This window comes from Mycobacterium sp. (assembly GCF_049683935.1).
Taxonomy (GTDB): Bacteria; Actinomycetota; Actinomycetes; order Mycobacteriales; family Mycobacteriaceae; genus Mycobacterium.
This window is the reverse complement of the sequence record NZ_JBAUJR010000291.1, coordinates 1-16,111: the sequence shown is the minus strand read 5'-3', so window position 1 is coordinate 16,111 and position 16,111 is coordinate 1. Positions and strand designations below refer to the sequence as shown.

Annotated in this window: 17 protein-coding genes; 14 read left to right on the top strand and 3 right to left on the bottom strand. The window is 67.6% G+C overall.

Translation table 11 applies throughout. The annotated features are described in order from the left end of the window. Window positions 1–57: 57 nt before the first annotated feature. Both WA965_RS17120 and WA965_RS17115 read right to left on the bottom strand, forming a co-directional pair. A complete protein-coding gene (locus tag WA965_RS17120; RefSeq protein WP_526447845.1) occupies window positions 58–696 on the bottom strand; it encodes a LysE family translocator in 639 nt (212 codons plus the stop codon). 23 nt (window positions 697–719) lie between these two features. Further along, the gene (locus WA965_RS17115) at window positions 720–1,103 is read right to left on the bottom strand and encodes a nitroreductase family deazaflavin-dependent oxidoreductase (RefSeq protein WP_526297786.1); all 384 of its coding nucleotides are present in this window, start codon (window positions 1,101–1,103) and stop codon (window positions 720–722) included. 35 nt (window positions 1,104–1,138) lie between these two features. Here WA965_RS17115 and hisD point away from each other — a divergent pair, with 35 nt between their 5' ends. Genes hisD through hisI form a run of 8 tightly spaced genes read left to right on the top strand, consistent with a single transcriptional unit; the run spans window position 1,139 to window position 7,577 of the window. Then, complete coding sequence (gene hisD, locus WA965_RS17110; RefSeq protein WP_526297784.1) at window positions 1,139–2,494, top strand: histidinol dehydrogenase; 1,356 nt, start codon at window positions 1,139–1,141, stop codon at window positions 2,492–2,494. Next, window positions 2,491–3,597: a histidinol-phosphate transaminase gene (locus tag WA965_RS17105; RefSeq protein ID WP_526297782.1), complete on the top strand. Its 1,107-nt coding sequence runs from the start codon at window positions 2,491–2,493 to the stop codon at window positions 3,595–3,597. The genes hisD and WA965_RS17105 overlap by 4 nt, the downstream gene beginning before the upstream one ends. Then, window positions 3,594–4,220 (top strand): imidazoleglycerol-phosphate dehydratase HisB, encoded by a 627-nt coding sequence (gene hisB, locus WA965_RS17100; protein WP_526297780.1) that lies wholly within the window; start codon window positions 3,594–3,596, stop codon window positions 4,218–4,220. The genes WA965_RS17105 and hisB overlap by 4 nt, the downstream gene beginning before the upstream one ends. Beyond that, a complete protein-coding gene (gene hisH, locus WA965_RS17095) occupies window positions 4,217–4,837 on the top strand; it encodes an imidazole glycerol phosphate synthase subunit HisH (protein ID WP_526297778.1) in 621 nt (206 codons plus the stop codon). Before hisB ends, hisH begins: the two co-directional genes overlap by 4 nt. 38 nt (window positions 4,838–4,875) lie before the next feature. Further along, a complete protein-coding gene (priA, locus tag WA965_RS17090) occupies window positions 4,876–5,604 on the top strand; it encodes a bifunctional 1-(5-phosphoribosyl)-5-((5-phosphoribosylamino)methylideneamino)imidazole-4-carboxamide isomerase/phosphoribosylanthranilate isomerase PriA (RefSeq protein WP_526297792.1) in 729 nt (242 codons plus the stop codon). Beyond that, window positions 5,601–6,419 (top strand): inositol monophosphatase family protein, encoded by an 819-nt coding sequence (locus WA965_RS17085; RefSeq protein WP_526297776.1) that lies wholly within the window; start codon window positions 5,601–5,603, stop codon window positions 6,417–6,419. The genes priA and WA965_RS17085 overlap by 4 nt, the downstream gene beginning before the upstream one ends. Then, window positions 6,416–7,201: an imidazole glycerol phosphate synthase subunit HisF gene (gene hisF, locus WA965_RS17080; RefSeq protein WP_526297774.1), complete on the top strand. Its 786-nt coding sequence runs from the start codon at window positions 6,416–6,418 to the stop codon at window positions 7,199–7,201. Before WA965_RS17085 ends, hisF begins: the two co-directional genes overlap by 4 nt. A gap of 28 nt (window positions 7,202–7,229) precedes the next feature. Continuing rightward, window positions 7,230–7,577: a phosphoribosyl-AMP cyclohydrolase gene (gene hisI / locus WA965_RS17075; protein WP_178359235.1), complete on the top strand. Its 348-nt coding sequence runs from the start codon at window positions 7,230–7,232 to the stop codon at window positions 7,575–7,577. Here hisI and WA965_RS17070 read toward each other — a convergent pair. After that, window positions 7,574–8,038: a peroxiredoxin gene (locus WA965_RS17070; protein WP_526297772.1), complete on the bottom strand. Its 465-nt coding sequence runs from the start codon at window positions 8,036–8,038 to the stop codon at window positions 7,574–7,576. The two genes, hisI and WA965_RS17070, sit on opposite strands and share 4 nt — an antisense overlap. Window positions 8,039–8,070: 32 nt before the next feature. On the opposite strand from WA965_RS17070, the gene WA965_RS17065 reads away from it, so the two are divergent. From WA965_RS17065 to lgt, 6 genes are all read left to right on the top strand, one after another. Next, window positions 8,071–9,579, top strand: a complete 1,509-nt coding sequence (locus tag WA965_RS17065) for an anthranilate synthase component I (RefSeq protein WP_526297770.1) — start codon at window positions 8,071–8,073, stop codon at window positions 9,577–9,579. Next, entirely contained in the window at window positions 9,576–10,157 is a 582-nt protein-coding gene (locus tag WA965_RS17060; RefSeq protein WP_526297768.1) for a TIGR02234 family membrane protein, read from the top strand. Before WA965_RS17065 ends, WA965_RS17060 begins: the two co-directional genes overlap by 4 nt. A gap of 72 nt (window positions 10,158–10,229) precedes the next feature. Beyond that, window positions 10,230–11,048: an indole-3-glycerol phosphate synthase TrpC gene (gene trpC / locus WA965_RS17055; protein WP_526297766.1), complete on the top strand. Its 819-nt coding sequence runs from the start codon at window positions 10,230–10,232 to the stop codon at window positions 11,046–11,048. Continuing rightward, window positions 11,049–12,308, top strand: coding sequence for a tryptophan synthase subunit beta (gene trpB / locus WA965_RS17050; RefSeq protein WP_178359240.1), 1,260 nt, complete (start codon window positions 11,049–11,051; stop codon window positions 12,306–12,308). Further along, complete coding sequence (gene trpA / locus WA965_RS17045; RefSeq protein ID WP_526297764.1) at window positions 12,305–13,093, top strand: tryptophan synthase subunit alpha; 789 nt, start codon at window positions 12,305–12,307, stop codon at window positions 13,091–13,093. Before trpB ends, trpA begins: the two co-directional genes overlap by 4 nt. Further along, complete coding sequence (lgt, locus tag WA965_RS17040; RefSeq protein ID WP_526297762.1) at window positions 13,090–15,684, top strand: prolipoprotein diacylglyceryl transferase; 2,595 nt, start codon at window positions 13,090–13,092, stop codon at window positions 15,682–15,684. Before trpA ends, lgt begins: the two co-directional genes overlap by 4 nt. Window positions 15,685–16,111 lie beyond the last annotated feature (427 nt).

Sequence of the window (16,111 nt, the reverse complement as noted above, 5' to 3'; positions counted from 1 at the left end):
GGCCGGCTCGAGCAGGCAGAGGCCGCCGGCGACGCCATCGCCGGGCTGTGCGGATAGTCAGGCTGCGGCGGGGCCGCGGCGCCCGAACCCCAGAACAAGGGCGGCAGCGGCGAACAAGCCGGAGAACACCCGGTTCAGCGCGGTCTGCTGCCGCGGCGTCCGCAGCCAGGTGAGCAGGCGCACCGCCAGACCGGTGTAGAGGCCCATGACAACCAGGTCCACCAGGACCATGGTCGTCCCGATGGCCAGGTACTGCGGCAGCAGCGGCGCGGTCGGGACGACGAACTGCGGCATCACGGCCAGGAAGAACAGCAGGGATTTCGGATTGGTGGCGTTGACCAGGAACCCCCGGACGACCATCGACCGGTAGCCGGCACCGACGGCGCCGTCGACTTGTGCGGTCAGGTCGACTGCGACGGCCCGCCACTGCCGGATCGCCAGGTACAGCAGGTAGGCCACCCCGACCCACTTAATCACGGTGAACGCCGGCATCGAGCTGGCCACCGCGGCACCCAAACCGGTTGCGACCAGTGCCAGCTGCAGCATCAACCCCGTCTCGAGCCCGAGGATGTTCCAGTAGCCGCGCTTGACGCCGTGTGTCAGACCGGTCGCCATCGACTGGATCGCGCCGGCTCCAGGCGCCACGGCGATCACGATGGCCGCGCCGAAGAAGGCGAGCCACATCTGCCAGGTCATCGCGCAAGTCTGTCAGGCGATGTCTATTCGATATCGGCCAAGAACACCGCAACTCTCTTCGCCTGGCGTCGTGCCATCGCCGGCAGCGCGACGACGTCGTCGCCGTTGGGCACGATCCTCGGGTTGACGATGTGGACTTCGTCACGGAACAGCGTCACGTCGGCCTCCCCGGCGGCGAGGACATTCCTGGCCCAGTCGGTCCTGCCGTGGCCGAGCACAATCGCGAGCTCATCGCCCTTGCGGTATGCGGTCACCACCGTCTCGTAGGGCCGATCGGACGTACGACCTCGGTGTTTGATGACGGACAGCCCCGGCACCCGGCCCCCGAACGGTTTGAGGACCGGGTTCAGGTACTTGATCTGGATCCTGTCCAGCCACTCCGGGAACATCCGCGGTAGGTCGGACATGACGCCTCCAAATCGATTTGGCCTGCTCTGGGACAATGGTCAGCGTGAATGTATCGCCAGGGCTCCTGCGGCGCATCGATCTGCGTGGCACCACGCTGTCTGCGGCCGGGCTGCGGGGCGCCCTGCCGCGCGGCGGCACCGACGTCGAGGTGATGGTGCCCAAGGTCAGGCCCATCGTCGAGGCGGTGGCGCAGCGTGGTGCCCAAGCCGCTCTCGAGTACGGCGCAAACTTCGACGGTGTCCGGCCCGATCGGGTTCGGGTGCCCGTCGAACGGTTGACCGCCGCGCTGACCGAACTCGACTCCGACGTCCGAGCCGCGCTCGAGGTGGCGATCGAACGGGCCCGGGCTGTGCATGCCGACCAGCGGCGGACCGACACCACGACCACGCTGGCGCCGGGCGCCACGGTGACCGAGCGTTGGGTCCCGGTCGAGCGGGTGGGGCTCTACGTTCCGGGCGGCAACGCCGTGTACCCGTCGAGTGTCGTGATGAATGTGGTGCCCGCACAGACCGCCGGTGTCGACTCGTTGGTGATCGCGAGCCCGCCGCAGGCCGGGAATGCTGGACCTTTCAAAGGCCTGCCGCACCCGACGATCCTGGCCGCGGCCGCGCTGCTCGGCGTCACCGAGGTGTGGGCCGTCGGCGGTGCGCAGGCGGTGGCGCTGCTGGCGTTCGGGGGCACCGACACCGACGGTAGCGAGTTGGCCCCGGTGGACATGATCACCGGGCCCGGCAACATCTACGTCACCGCTGCCAAGCGGATCTGCCGTTCGCAGGTCGGGATCGACGCCGAAGCCGGTCCCACGGAGATCGCGATCCTGGCCGACCACACCGCCGACCCGGTCCACGTCGCCGCGGACCTGATCAGTCAGGCCGAGCACGACGAGTTGGCTGCCAGCGTGCTGGTCACCGACAGCACGACGCTGGCCGACGCGACCGACCGCGAGCTGGCACGTCAACTGGAGACGACCGTGCACCGCGAGCGCGTCACGGTCGCCCTGAGCGGGCAGCAGTCCGCGATCGTGCTGGTCGACGACGTCGAGGCCGGGGTGCGCACCGTGAACGCCTACGCCGCAGAACACCTCGAGATCCAGACGGAGGACGCGAGCGCCGTCGCAGGCCGGATCCGTTCCGCCGGAGCGATTTTTGTGGGTCCCTGGTCGCCGGTCAGCCTGGGTGACTACTGCGCGGGGTCCAACCACGTGCTGCCCACCGCCGGGTGTGCCCGACACTCCAGCGGATTGTCGGTCCAGACGTTCCTCCGTGGCATCCACGTCGTCGACTACACCGAGGCGGCGCTCAAAGATGTGTCGGGCCATGTGATCACGCTCGCTCGGGCCGAGAACCTGCCCAGCCACGGCGAGGCTGTGCGCCGGAGGTTCGAGACGTGAGCGCCGGCGACGCGGTGACGTTGGACGATCTTCCGCTGCGTGACGATCTGCGCGGGAAATCACCCTACGGCGCACCACAATTGATGGTGCCGGTGCGGCTCAACACCAACGAGAATCCGCACCCTCCGACACAGGCACTGATCGACGACATCACCGCGTCGGTGCGGGCGATCGCCGGCGAACTGCACCGCTACCCCGACCGCGACGCGGTGGCGCTGCGCACCGACCTGGCCGGCTATCTGACGGCCCAGACCGGAACCGCCGTCGGCGTCGAGAATGTCTGGGCGGCAAACGGTTCCAATGAGATCCTGCAGCAACTGCTGCAGGCGTTCGGCGGACCGGGGCGCAGCGCGATCGGTTTCGTCCCGTCATACTCGATGCACCCGATCATCTCCGACGGCACCCAGACCACCTGGCTGGTCGCCGACCGTGCCGACGACTTCAGCCTCGATGTCGGGGTCGCCGCGCAGGCGATCAAAGAGCACCGCCCCGACGTCGTGTTCCTCGCCAGCCCGAACAACCCGTCGGGCCAGAGCGTTCCGATCGAGGACCTGCGGTTGCTGCTCGAGGCGATGGACGGCGGCATCATGATCGTCGACGAAGCCTACGGCGAGTTCTCCTCGCAACCCAGCGCCATCGGCCTGCTCGACGAGCACCCGACCAAGCTGGTCGTGACCCGCACCATGAGCAAGGCGTTCGCCTTTGCCGGCGGTCGGTTGGGTTACCTCATCGCCGCGCCCGCGGTCATCGACGCCATGTTGCTGGTGCGCCTGCCCTACCACCTGTCGGCGGTGACGCAGGCCGCCGCCCGCGCCGCGCTCCGCCACGCCGACGACACCCTGGGCAGCGTCGCGACGCTGATCGCGGAACGCAACAGGGTGTCAGAGGCGTTGACCACCTTGGGTTTCCGGGTGATACCCAGCGATGCGAACTTCGTGATGTTCGGCCGGTTCGCCGACGCACCCGCCACCTGGCAGCGCTACCTGGACGACGGGGTGCTGATCCGCGACGTCGGAATCCCCGGCTACCTGCGCACCACCATCGGCCTGGTCGACGAGAATGACGCGCTGCTGGCCGCCAGCGCCCGAATAGGAGCATCGTGAGCGAACCAGTCCGCACGTCCCGTCGCGCGAAAGTCGAACGCACGACCAAGGAATCCGACATCGTCGTCGAACTCGACCTCGACGGCACCGGGGTGGTCAGCGTGCAGACCGGCGTGCCGTTCTTCGATCACATGCTCACCTCGCTGGGCACCCACGCCAGTTTCGATCTGACGGTGAAGGCGCTGGGCGACATCGACATCGAGGGCCATCACACCATCGAGGACACCGCGATCGTGCTCGGTCAGGCACTGGGTCAGGCACTCGGTGACAAGAAGGGGATCCGTCGTTTCGGGGACGCGTTCATCCCGATGGACGAGACGCTGGCACACGCCGCCGTCGACGTCTCCGGCCGTCCCTACTTCGTCCACACCGGTGAGCCCGACTACATGGTCGAGTTCACCATCGCCGGCACCTCGGCGCCGTACCACACCGTCGTGAACCGGCACGTGTTCGAATCCCTGGCGTTCAACGCCCGGATCGCGCTGCACGTGCGCACCCTCTACGGTCGAGACCCGCACCACATCACCGAGGCGCAGTACAAGGCGGTGGCCCGCGCGCTACGCCAAGCCGTCGAATACGACGCACGGGTGACGGGTGTGCCGTCCACCAAAGGGACGCTGTGACACGCAAGCTCGTCGTTCTGGACTACGGGTCGGGCAACCTGCGCTCGGCCCAGCGCGCTCTCGAGCGCGTCGGCGCCGATGTCGAGGTCACCGCCGACCCGGCAGCCGCCATGGCCGCCGACGGGCTGGTGGTACCCGGGGTCGGTGCCTACGAGGCGTGCATGACCGGTCTTCGCACGATCGGCGGCGAGAAGATCATCGCGGACCGGTTGGCCGCCGGACGACCGGTGCTGGGGGTGTGTGTGGGCATGCAGATCCTGTTCGCCCGCGGAGTCGAGTTCGGTGTCGAGACGACCGGCTGCGGACAGTGGCCGGGAGCGGTCGTCCGGTTGGACGCGCCGGTGATCCCGCACATGGGATGGAACGTCGTGGATGCCCCCGCGGACAGCGTGCTGTTCAAGGGGATGGATCCCGACACCCGCTTCTACTTTGTGCACTCCTACGCCGCCCAGCAGTGGGAGGGTGCGCCGGAGGCCCTGCTGACCTGGGCCAGTCACGAGGTGCCGTTCCTGGCCGCGGTCGAGGACGGACCGCTGGCCGCGACACAGTTCCATCCGGAGAAGAGCGGTGACGCGGGCGCTGAGTTGCTGTCGAACTGGGTGGGGGCGTTAAGTTGACCGCTGTGAATCCGACCGGAGCGAACGCGTCCGCACGCCTGATCCTGTTACCTGCCGTCGACGTGGTCGACGGCCGCGCAGTGCGTCTGGTGCAGGGGCAGGCCGGCAGCGAGACCGAGTACGGGTCGGCTCTGGAGGCGGCGATGACCTGGCAACGCGACGGCGCCGAGTGGATCCACCTGGTGGACCTCGATGCCGCGTTCGGCCGCGGGTCCAACCGCGAACTGCTCGCCGAGGTGGTCGGCAAACTCGATGTCGCGGTGGAACTGTCGGGAGGCATCCGAGACGACGAGTCGCTGGCCGCGGCGCTGGCCACCGGCTGTGCCCGCGTGAACCTGGGCACGGCGGCGTTGGAGAATCCGACGTGGTGCGCCAAGGTCGTGGCCGAGCACGGCGAACAGGTGGCTGTCGGGCTCGACGTCAAGATCACCGACGGTGAGCACCGGTTGCGGGGCCGCGGCTGGGAAACCGACGGGGGAGACCTGTGGCCGGTTCTGGAACGTCTTGACCGCGAGGGATGTTCGCGCTTCGTCGTCACCGACGTCACCAAGGACGGCACCCTCAACGGCCCGAACCTGGATCTGCTGAGCAAGGTGACCGAGCGGACCGAGGCACCGGTCATCGCCTCCGGTGGGGTGTCGAGCCTGGACGACCTGCGGGCGATCGCCACCCTGACCGACCGAGGCGTGGAGGGTGCCATCGTCGGGAAGGCGCTGTACGCAGCGCGATTCACGTTGCCGCAGGCACTGGCCGCGGTCGCCACGTGACACTGGCTCAGGACCAGCTGGCCGATCTGCTCGCCACCGCGGCAGGGGTGCTCGACGCCGCCTCGGCTCAGTTCGTCGCAGGGCATCGCGCCGATTCCGCAGTCGCCAAGAAGGGCAACGACTTCGCCACCGAGGTGGACCTCGCCATCGAGCGCCGGGTGGTGGCCGAGCTGACGAAGCTGACCGGCATCGGCGTGCACGGCGAGGAGTTCGGCGGAGAACCGCTGGACGCCGAGCTGGTGTGGGTGCTCGACCCCATCGACGGCACATTCAACTACGCCGCGGGTCTGCCGATGGCGGCCATCCTGCTGGGGCTGCTCGCCGACGGTGAGCCGGTGCTGGGGCTGACGTGGTTGCCGTTCACGGCCCAGCGCTACACCGCGATCGTCGACGGGCCGGTGCGCTGCAACGGTGACGAACTCGACTCGTTGCAGACGGCAGCGCTTTCGGACTCCATCGTCGGCATCGGCACCTTCAACATCGACTCCCGCGGCCACTACCCGGGCCGGTATCGGGTCGCGGTCCTCGAGGGTCTGAGCCGGGAGTGTTCGCGGCTGCGGATGCACGGCGCGACCGGAATCGACCTCGCCTACGTTGCGGCCGGAGTGCTCGGCGGTGCCATCAGTTTCGGCCATCACGCCTGGGACCACGTGGCAGGTGTGGCGTTGGTGCGCGCGGCCGGCGGGGTGGTCACCGACCTCGCGGGCGAGCCGTGGACGGTCTCCTCACCCTCGGCGCTGGTGGCCGCGCCCGGCGTGCACGAACAGATGCTCGAGATCGTCCGTTCCGTCGGGGACCCGAGGGACTTCCGGTGAAGCGGGCGGGTGACGTCGCGACCCGGGTGATCCCGTGCCTGGACGTCGACGCCGGCCGGGTGGTCAAGGGTGTCAACTTCGAGAACCTGCGTGACGCAGGCGATCCCGTCGAGCTTGCTGCCGCCTACGACGCGGAGGGTGCCGACGAGTTGACGTTCCTCGATGTGACGGCGTCCTCGTCGGGCCGTGCCACCATGCTCGAGGTGGTGCGGCGAACCGCCGAGCAGGTGTTCATCCCTCTCACGGTCGGCGGTGGGGTGCGCTCGGTGGCCGATGTCGACGTCCTGTTGCGCGCCGGTGCCGACAAGGTCGCGGTCAACACCGCCGCGATCGCGCGCCCGGAGTTGCTCTCGGAGTTGTCGCGGCAGTTCGGCTCGCAGTGCATCGTGCTGTCGGTGGACGCCCGCACCGTTCCGGACGGCGCCGAGCCGACCACCTCGGGGTGGGAGGTGACGACCCACGGCGGCCGCCGCGGCACCGGCATCGATGCCGTCGAGTGGGCGGCCCGCGGAGCGGAACTGGGTGTCGGGGAGATTCTGCTGAACTCGATGGACTACGACGGCACCAAGGCGGGTTTCGACCTGCGAATGCTGCGCGCCGTGCGTGGCGCGGTGACGGTGCCGATGATCGCGAGTGGCGGCGCCGGTGCGGTGGAAGATTTTGCGCCGGCTGTTGTTGCAGGTGCTGACGCCGTCCTGGCGGCCAGCGTCTTCCACTTCCGGGAGCTGACCATCGGCCAGGTGAAGGCGGCGATGGCGGCCGAAGGGATCGTGGTGCGATGAGCGCTTGCGCGAAGAGCCGAGGGCAGAGGTGACTCTCGACAGCCGGATTGCGGGTCGGCTGAAACGCAACGCGGACGGCCTGTTCACCGCTGTGGTACAGGAACACGCGACGGGTCAGGTGCTGATGGTCGCCTGGATGGACGACGACGCGCTGGCCCGGACGTTGGAAACCCGTGAGGCGACCTACTTTTCGCGTTCCCGCGGCGAGCAGTGGATCAAGGGTGCCACGTCGGGGCACACGCAGCACGTGCACTCGGTACGCCTGGATTGTGACGGTGACACGGTGCTGCTCGAGGTCGATCAGGTCGGCGGCGCGTGCCACACCGGCGACCACACGTGCTTCGACGCGGATCAGCTGCTGACGCCCGAGGCTTAACGCCGTCGCAGCACGTCGAGCGCTTTGTCTGCGTGGGTGTCCATGCTGAACTCGCTGGCGATGACCTCGAGCACGGTGCGATCGGTGTCGATGACAAACGTGGTCCGCTTCACCGGCATCAGCTTGCCGAGCAGCCCACGCTTGACCCCGAACTGTGTCGCCACGACGCCGTCGGTGTCCGACAGCAGGGGATAGTCGAACTTCTGCTGGTCGGCGAACTTCGCCTGCTTGTCCACCGAGTCGGCACTGATTCCCACCCTGCTGGCGCCGACGGCGGCGAAGTCGCCGGCCAGATCGCGGAAGTGGCAGGCCTCCTTGGTGCAGCCGGGCGTCATCGCGGCGGGGTAGAAGAACAACACGATCGGCCCGTCGGCGAGCAGTCCGGTGAGCGTCCTCGTGGTGCCTGTCTGGTCTGGTAGTTCGAAGTCCGTCACTTGATCACCCGGTTTGACCTGTGTCATGGACACAACGGTACTTCTGGGAGGATGGCAACGTGCTGTTGACCACCTCGCGCGAGGACTTCCGGGCGCTGGCCGCCGAGCACCGCGTCGTCCCGGTGATCCGCAAGGTGCTGGCCGACAGCGAGACGCCGCTCTCGGCGTACCGCAAGCTGGCGGCGAACCGTCCGGGCACGTTCCTCCTCGAATCGGCGGAGAACGGGCGGTCGTGGTCACGGTGGTCGTTCATCGGGGCGGGTGCGCCGTCGGCGCTGACGGTTCGCGACGGGGAGGCGGTGTGGCTGGGGGTCACCCCGCAGGATGCGCCCGCCGGCGGTGACCCGCTCGAAGCGCTGCGCAGGACGCTCACGCTGCTGGAGACCGCCGCGCTTCCGGGCCTGCCGCCGCTGTCGTCCGGGCTGGTCGGGTTCTTCGCCTACGACATGGTGCGCCGCCTCGAGAGGCTGCCCGAACTGACCGTCGACGACCTGGGTCTGCCCGACATGCTGCTGCTGCTGGCGACCGACGTCGCGGCGGTGGACCACCACGAGGGCACCATCACGTTGATCGCCAACGCGGTCAACTGGAACGGCACCGACGACCGCGTCGACTGGGCGTACGACGATGCGGTGGCCAGGCTCGACGTGATGACGGCCGCGCTGGCCGAACCGCTCAAGTCGACGGTGGCGACGTTCAGTCGTCCCGCGTCGGCGCACCGGTCCCAGCGCACCGTCGAGGAGTACACCGCGATCGTCGACAAGCTCGTCGGGGACATCGAGGCAGGTGAAGCCTTCCAGGTGGTGCCGTCTCAGCGTTTCGAGATGGATACCGACGCCGATCCGCTGGACGTCTACCGGATGCTGCGGGTCACCAACCCCAGCCCGTACATGTACCTGCTCAACGTGCCCGACCACGAAGGGGGACTGGACTTCTCGATCGTCGGCTCCAGCCCCGAGGCGCTCGTCACGGTCAAGGAAGGGCGCGCGACCACCCACCCGATCGCCGGTACCAGGTGGCGCGGGGACAGCGAGGAAGAGGACCTTCTCCTGGAGAAGGAGTTGCTGTCCGACGAGAAGGAGCGCGCCGAGCACCTGATGCTCGTCGACCTCGGACGCAACGATCTGGGGCGCGTCTGCACCCCGGGCACGGTCCGGGTGGAGGACTACAGCCACATCGAGCGCTACAGCCACGTCATGCACCTGGTGTCGACGGTGACCGGAATGCTCGCCGAGGGCCGGACTGCGCTGGACGCGGTGACCGCGTGCTTCCCGGCCGGGACTCTGTCCGGCGCCCCGAAGGTCCGGGCCATGGAGTTGATCGAGGAGGTCGAGAAGACTCGTCGCGGGCTCTACGGCGGTGTCCTCGGGTATCTCGACTTCGCCGGCAATGCCGACTTCGCGATCGCGATCCGAACGGCCCTGATGCGCAACGGCACAGGCTATGTACAAGCCGGAGGCGGCGTCGTCGCCGATTCCAACGGTCCCTACGAGTACAACGAGGCGGCCAACAAGGCCCGCGCGGTGTTGAGTGCGATCGCAGCGGCCGAGACGTTGAGCGAACCATGATCCGCGTCGCTCAGCTCTCCCTGGCGCTCGCCGCGGCGGCCCTGTGGGGGGCGTCGCAGCTGACCTGGGTGAAGGTCAGCTCGTTCGACGGACTGGGGCATCCGAGATCGGCTGATCTCTCCGGAGCGACGTGGTCGACGGCGCTCATCCCACTGGCACTAATGGTGGCGGCGGCCGCGGTCGCGGCGCTGGCCGTGCGCGGGTGGTTGTTGCGGTCGCTGGCGGTGCTGGTGGCGGTGGCGAGCGTCGGAATGGGGTATCTGGCGATCAGTCTGTGGGTGACCGTGGACGTCGGCGTCCGGGCCGCGCAGCTGGCCGAGGTGCCGGTGGCCGACCTGCTCGGCACCGAGCGCCACTATGGTGGCGCCGTCGTCACGCTGGTCGCGGCAGGGCTGTCGCTGCTGGGTGCAGTGCTGCTGATGCGGTCAGCGACCAAGGGTCGATCCGACACCCAGCGCTACGTCCGTCGTCCGCCGACGGAGACCGATCAACCGGCGACCGCGATGTCCGAGCGGATGATCTGGGATGCCCTCGACGAGGGGCGGGACCCGACCAACACAGACAACAAGGGGCGGTGATCGACGGTGGCGTGGTGGCGACTACCCTTCGTTAGGAATCAAGCGGCCGTAAGGGGAAGGGAAGCGACACCTATGGGTTCGGCGACCGTCCTCGACTCTATTCTCGAAGGAGTCCGCGCCGACGTTGCTGCCCGCGAGGCCGTCGTGAGCCTGGCGGAGGTCAAGGAGCGGGCAAAGAACGCGCGCAAGCCGATCGACGTGATGACCGCCATGCGTGCGCCGGGCATCGGGGTCATCGCCGAGGTGAAGCGCGCCAGCCCGTCACGTGGCGAGTTGGCGTCGATCGCAGACCCCGCGAAGCTTGCCCGCGCCTACCAGGACGGTGGTGCCCGGGTCATCAGCGTGCTGACCGAACAGCGCCGCTTCAACGGCTCGCTGGACGACTTGGACGCGGTTCGCGCCGCGGTGTCGATTCCGGTGCTGCGCAAGGACTTCATCATCTGGCCGTACCAGATCCACGAGGCCCGGGCCCATGGTGCCGACATGCTGTTGCTCATCGTCGCGGCGCTCGAACAACCCGCGCTCGAGTCGCTGCTCGAGCGCACCGAGTCGCTGGGGATGACGGCACTCGTCGAGGTTCACACCGAGGAGGAGGCGGACCGCGCACTGCAGGCCGGCGCCTCGGTGATCGGTGTGAACGCACGCGACCTTAAGACACTCGAGGTCGACCGGGACTGCTTCGCACGGATCGCGCCGGGCCTGCCGAGCAACGTCATCCGGATCGCCGAATCGGGGGTGCGGGGTACCGCCGATCTGCTGGCCTATGCCGGTGCGGGCGCTGACGCAGTCCTCGTCGGCGAGGGACTGGTCACCAGCGGTGACCCACGTAGCGCCGTCGCGGACCTGGTCACCGCAGGCACCCATCCGTCTTGCCCGAAACCCTCACGTTAAGTGGCCGAACACGCCGGCCCCGAACTACCGCGCGCCAGTGCGGCCGTGGCCGAACCCACCGCCCATGACCCTGACGCACGGGGACATTTCGGCGCGTACGGCGGCAGGTATGTCCCCGAGGCGCTGATGGCCGTCATCGAGGAGGTCACCGCGGCCTATGAGAAGGCCCGCGGCGACCAGACCTTCCTCGATGAACTGGATCGCCTGCAGAAGCATTACACCGGGCGCCCGTCCCCGGTGTACGAGGCCGAGCGACTCAGCGAACATGCCGGCGGGGCCCGGATCTTCCTGAAGCGAGAAGACCTCAACCACACCGGTTCTCACAAGATCAACAACGTTCTCGGTCAGGCCCTGCTGGCCCGCAAAATGGGTAAGACCAGGGTGATCGCCGAGACAGGCGCAGGCCAGCACGGGGTGGCATCGGCGACGGCATGTGCGCTGCTGGGGCTCGAGTGTGTGATCTACATGGGTGCGGTCGACACCGCGCGCCAAGCGCTCAATGTGGCCCGGATGCGACTGCTGGGTGCGACGGTGGTACCGGTCGAGTCCGGATCCAAGACCCTCAAGGACGCGATCAACGAGACGTTCCGGGACTGGGTGACCAACGCCGACGAAACCTACTACTGCTTCGGTACAGCGGCGGGTCCCCACCCGTTCCCGATGATGGTGCGTGACTTCCAGCGGGTGATCGGACTCGAGGCCCGCGCCCAGATGCTGGATCAGGCGGGCCGGTTGCCCGAGGCGGTTGTCGCCTGTGTGGGTGGCGGATCCAATGCGATCGGTATCTTCCACGCGTTCATCGACGACCCGGGAGTACGACTCGTCGGCTACGAGGCGGCCGGCGACGGGGTCGAAACCGGTAGGCACGCAGCCACATTCACCGGAGGGTCGCCGGGCGCATTCCAGGGCTCCTACTCCTACCTGCTGCAGGACGAAGACGGCCAGACCGTCGAATCCCACTCGATCTCTGCGGGTTTGGACTATCCGGGCGTCGGACCCGAGCATGCGCTGCTCAAGGACGTGGGTAGGGCCCGCTACGAACCGATCACCGACACCGAGGCGATGGACGCACTGTCGCTGTTGAGTCGTGCCGAGGGGATCATCCCGGCCATCGAGTCCGCCCATGCCGTCGCAGGAGCATTGAAGCTCGGCTCGGAGCTCGGACCGGGTTCGATCATCCTGGTGAACCTCTCTGGCCGCGGCGACAAAGACGTCGAGACAGCGGCCAAGTGGTTCGGCCTACTCGGAGACGCACCGTGAGTCGGCTGGCGAGTCTGTTCGACTCCTGTCGCGACGAAGGCCGGTCAGCGCTGATCGGGTATCTGCCCACCGGCTTTCCCGATGTGCAGACGTCGATCTCGGCGATGACCGCACTCGTCGAATCGGGGTGCGATCTGGTCGAGGTCGGTATTGCGTACTCCGATCCGGGGATGGACGGACCCACCATTGCGGCAGCCACGGAGGCGGCGTTGAGCAGCGGTGTCCGGGTGAGCGATACGTTGCGCGCGGTCGAGGCGATCAGCAATGCCGGTGGCCGCGCAGTCGTGATGACATACTGGAACCTGGTGTTGCGCAAGGGCGTTGACTCCTTCGCCCGTGACCTCGCGTCGGCCGGCGGACTCGGGATGATCACCCCGGATCTGATCCCCGATGAGGCGCAGCAGTGGCTGGAGGCCTCCGAGGCGCACGACCTGGACAGGATCTTCCTGGTGGCGCCGTCGTCGACTCCGCAGCGGTTGGCCGAAACCGTGCAGGCGTCTCGCGGGTTCGTCTACGCGGCATCGACGATGGGAGTCACCGGGGCGCGCGACGCCGTGTCGAACGCCGCGCCGGAGCTCGTCAGCAGGGTCAAGGCGATCTCCGACATCCCGGTGGGGGTCGGCCTCGGGGTGCGGTCCCGTGAGCAGGCAGCCGAGATCGGCGCGTACGCGGACGGAGTCATCGTCGGCTCAGCGCTGGTGTCCGCGCTCAAGGAGGGCATTCCCGCCCTACGGTCACTGACCGAGGAACTGGCCCACGGAGTGCGGCAGAGGATCACTGCGTGACGACGACGGTTCTGGCATACATCCCGAGCCCGGCTCAGGGCGTGTGGCAGTTGGGGCCGCTGCCGCTGCGCGCCTACGCCCTGTGCATCGTCGCCGGAATCATCGCCGCGTTGGTGCTCGGCGACCGGCGTTGGGTGGCCAGGGGAGGTGAACCCGGCGTCATCTACGACGTCGCCCTGTGGGCGGTGCCGTTCGGACTCATCGGCGGCCGCGTCTATCACGTCCTCACCGACTGGCGCACCTACTTCGGGGAGGACGGCGCGGGCTTCGCCGCGGCGCTGCGGATCTGGGACGGTGGCCTCGGGATCTGGGGCGCTGTCGCCCTGGGCGCAATCGGTGCGTGGATCGCGTGCCGACGGAACGGGATACCGCTACCCGCATTCGGAGACGCGATCGCGCCGGGAATCATTCTCGCCCAAGCGATCGGTCGTCTCGGAAACTACTTCAACCAGGAGCTCTACGGCCGTCCCACGACGGTGCCATGGGGTCTGGAGATCTACGAGCGCCGCAATGCCAACGGCGTGCTCGACTCGCTCAACGGGGTGTCCACCGGCCAACTGGTCGAAGTGGTCCATCCGACCTTCCTGTACGAGTTGCTGTGGAACCTGCTGATTTTCGCGGCACTGATCCTCATCGACCGCAGGTTCCGGATCGGGCACGGCCGGCTGTTCGCGATGTACGTCGCGGGCTATTGCGTCGGTCGGTTCTGGATCGAACTGATGCGCAGCGATACCGCCACCCTGCTCGCTGGGATCCGAATCAACGCCTTCACGGCGACGTTCGTTTTCATCGGCGCGGTCGTGTACGTCATGTCGGCGCCGAAAGGCCGTGAGGATCCCGCGACGCTGCGAGGCAAACAAACCGCTGACGCGGACGACGAGAGCGTCGTCGAGGAGTTGGCCAAGGATCTGGTGGTCGCCGCATCAACGACCGGTGTGGTCGCGGCCGCCAAGGCTGCAGAAGAGGACGACGAGCAGTCGGTAGCCGAGGCGGCCGAGACCGAGGCTCTGGCCGCTGAACTGGAGGCGGAGTCCGCCGATACAGGTGGCTTGGGCTCGGTCGAGGGTGAGGAGGTCACCGGCGCCGTCGACGGTGCGTCGGTGGTCCACGACGATGCGGTTGCAGCGGGTCTCGAAGCCGAGGCTCTCGCTGCGGACGTCGAGGCTGAGAGCCTCGAAACCGAAGCTGCGGCCGAGGACTTGGAGTCGGTGGAAACGGAAGCGGTCGCCGACGACGAGGCCGAAGCCGACGAACTCGACGGTTCGGATGGTGATTCCAGCGGTCTGGGTTCGGTCGAGGGCGACGAGATGGCTGGAACACTCTCTGGCGCGTCGGTTGTCCACGACGCTGCCGTGGCGGGCGGGTCCGACGCGAAACAATTGGCCGCTGATGTCGACGACGAGCCTGACGCCGAGGGTGTCGAGGCGGTGGAGGGCGGCGAGCCGGGAGCTGGGGTCGAGGGTCTGGGTTCGGTTGAGGGTGCCGAGGTGGCTGAGGCCGTCGAGGATGCGGCGGTTGTGCGCGAGGATGCGGTTGAGGGTGAGTCGGCTGCTGAGGAGTTGGCCGCTGAGGTTGAGGCTGAGCCTGAGGTAGACGACGCCGCGGTTGTTGATGACTCTGAGGTAGCAGAAGGCGACGAGGCGGCTGCCGAAGATTCAGGGACTGAGGTCGGGGCTGAGCCTGAGGTTTCGGAGCCTGGTGTTGACGATGTCGAGGCGTTAGGCGGCGGCGAGCCGGGAGCTGAGGCCGAGGGTCTGGGTTCGGTTGAGGGTGCCGAGGTGGCTGAGGCTGTCGAGGATGCAGCGGTTGTGCACGACGATGCGGTCGAGGGTGAGTCTGCTGCTGAGGAGTTGGCTGCTGAGGTTGAGGCTGAGTCGGGCGTAGACGACGCCGCGGTTGTTGAGGTCGCGGAAGGCGATGAGGCGGCTGATGGGAGCGACGGCGAGTCGGCTGCCGAAGATTCAGCGACTGAGGTCGAGGCTGAGCCTGAAGTTTCGGAGCCCGGTGTTGTGGATGCCGCGGCTGTGGGGGGTGCCGAGGCCGAGGGTTTGGGTTCGGTTGAGGGCGTCGAGGTGGCTGAGGCTGTCGAGGATGCGTCTGTTGTGCACGACGATGCGGTTGAGGGTGAGTCGGCAGCCGAGGAGTTGGCTGCTGAGGTCGAGACCGAACCCGGCGCTGACGATGCCGAGGCTGTAGAAGGCGATGAAGCGGCGGAGACCGCCGACGATGCCTCGACGGTGGACGATGCCGCCGATGGGGTTCCGGCCCTTGCGGTCGAGGGCGCCTCGGTGGCAGATGCGCTGGCTGCTGAAATTGACACCGAGTCTGCGGAGTCCGAGCTCGACGAGACTGCCGACCCAAGCGAATCTTCCGAGTCGGATGCCGGCCTTGCCGAAGAGGCTGTCGATCCGGAGCAGGTCGCGGTTGAGGGCGCCTCGGTTGCCGAAGCATTGACCGCTGAGGTCGACCCCGAGTTCGACGGATCCGACTCCATTGAGCCGCCGGCGACCACTGAGCCTTCGTACGGCGCAGGCAGTTCCGAAGTCGGCGGGAGAGTCCGTAAATGGCTCCGCCGGCGCAGAAGCCGCTGAGCCAACTCCCTCGAGCCAGCGCGACGGGGTTTCCCGTAGTCGACAGATTCCTGTCCAATGTCAGACCTCTGATGTCAGTACATTGCACGCGGCCGCGCCCTAGCCTTGGCGCGTCATCAGCTCAGTGCGGGATTGCCAGGCGCACAACAGGATCGATCGGTCAATTGACGGCCACCCCCGCAGCCTCGGTGCAGAAGTGTCACCACCAAGAACCCTCGAAGTGTCACCGATGTCTTGATGCAGAACTGTCACCGATGTCTTGGTAGATGACACATCGGATGTCAGACCCGTGGGCGATAATCGAATGTATGTGCGACTCCTCACCTTTTAGTGGGTAGTTTTGGGCTGATTCCGCCGAGCATGAGGTAGATCATCGAGGTCAGGGATTCGGCGGAGTGGTGGCCGTAGCCACGGGCGTTGATGAGTC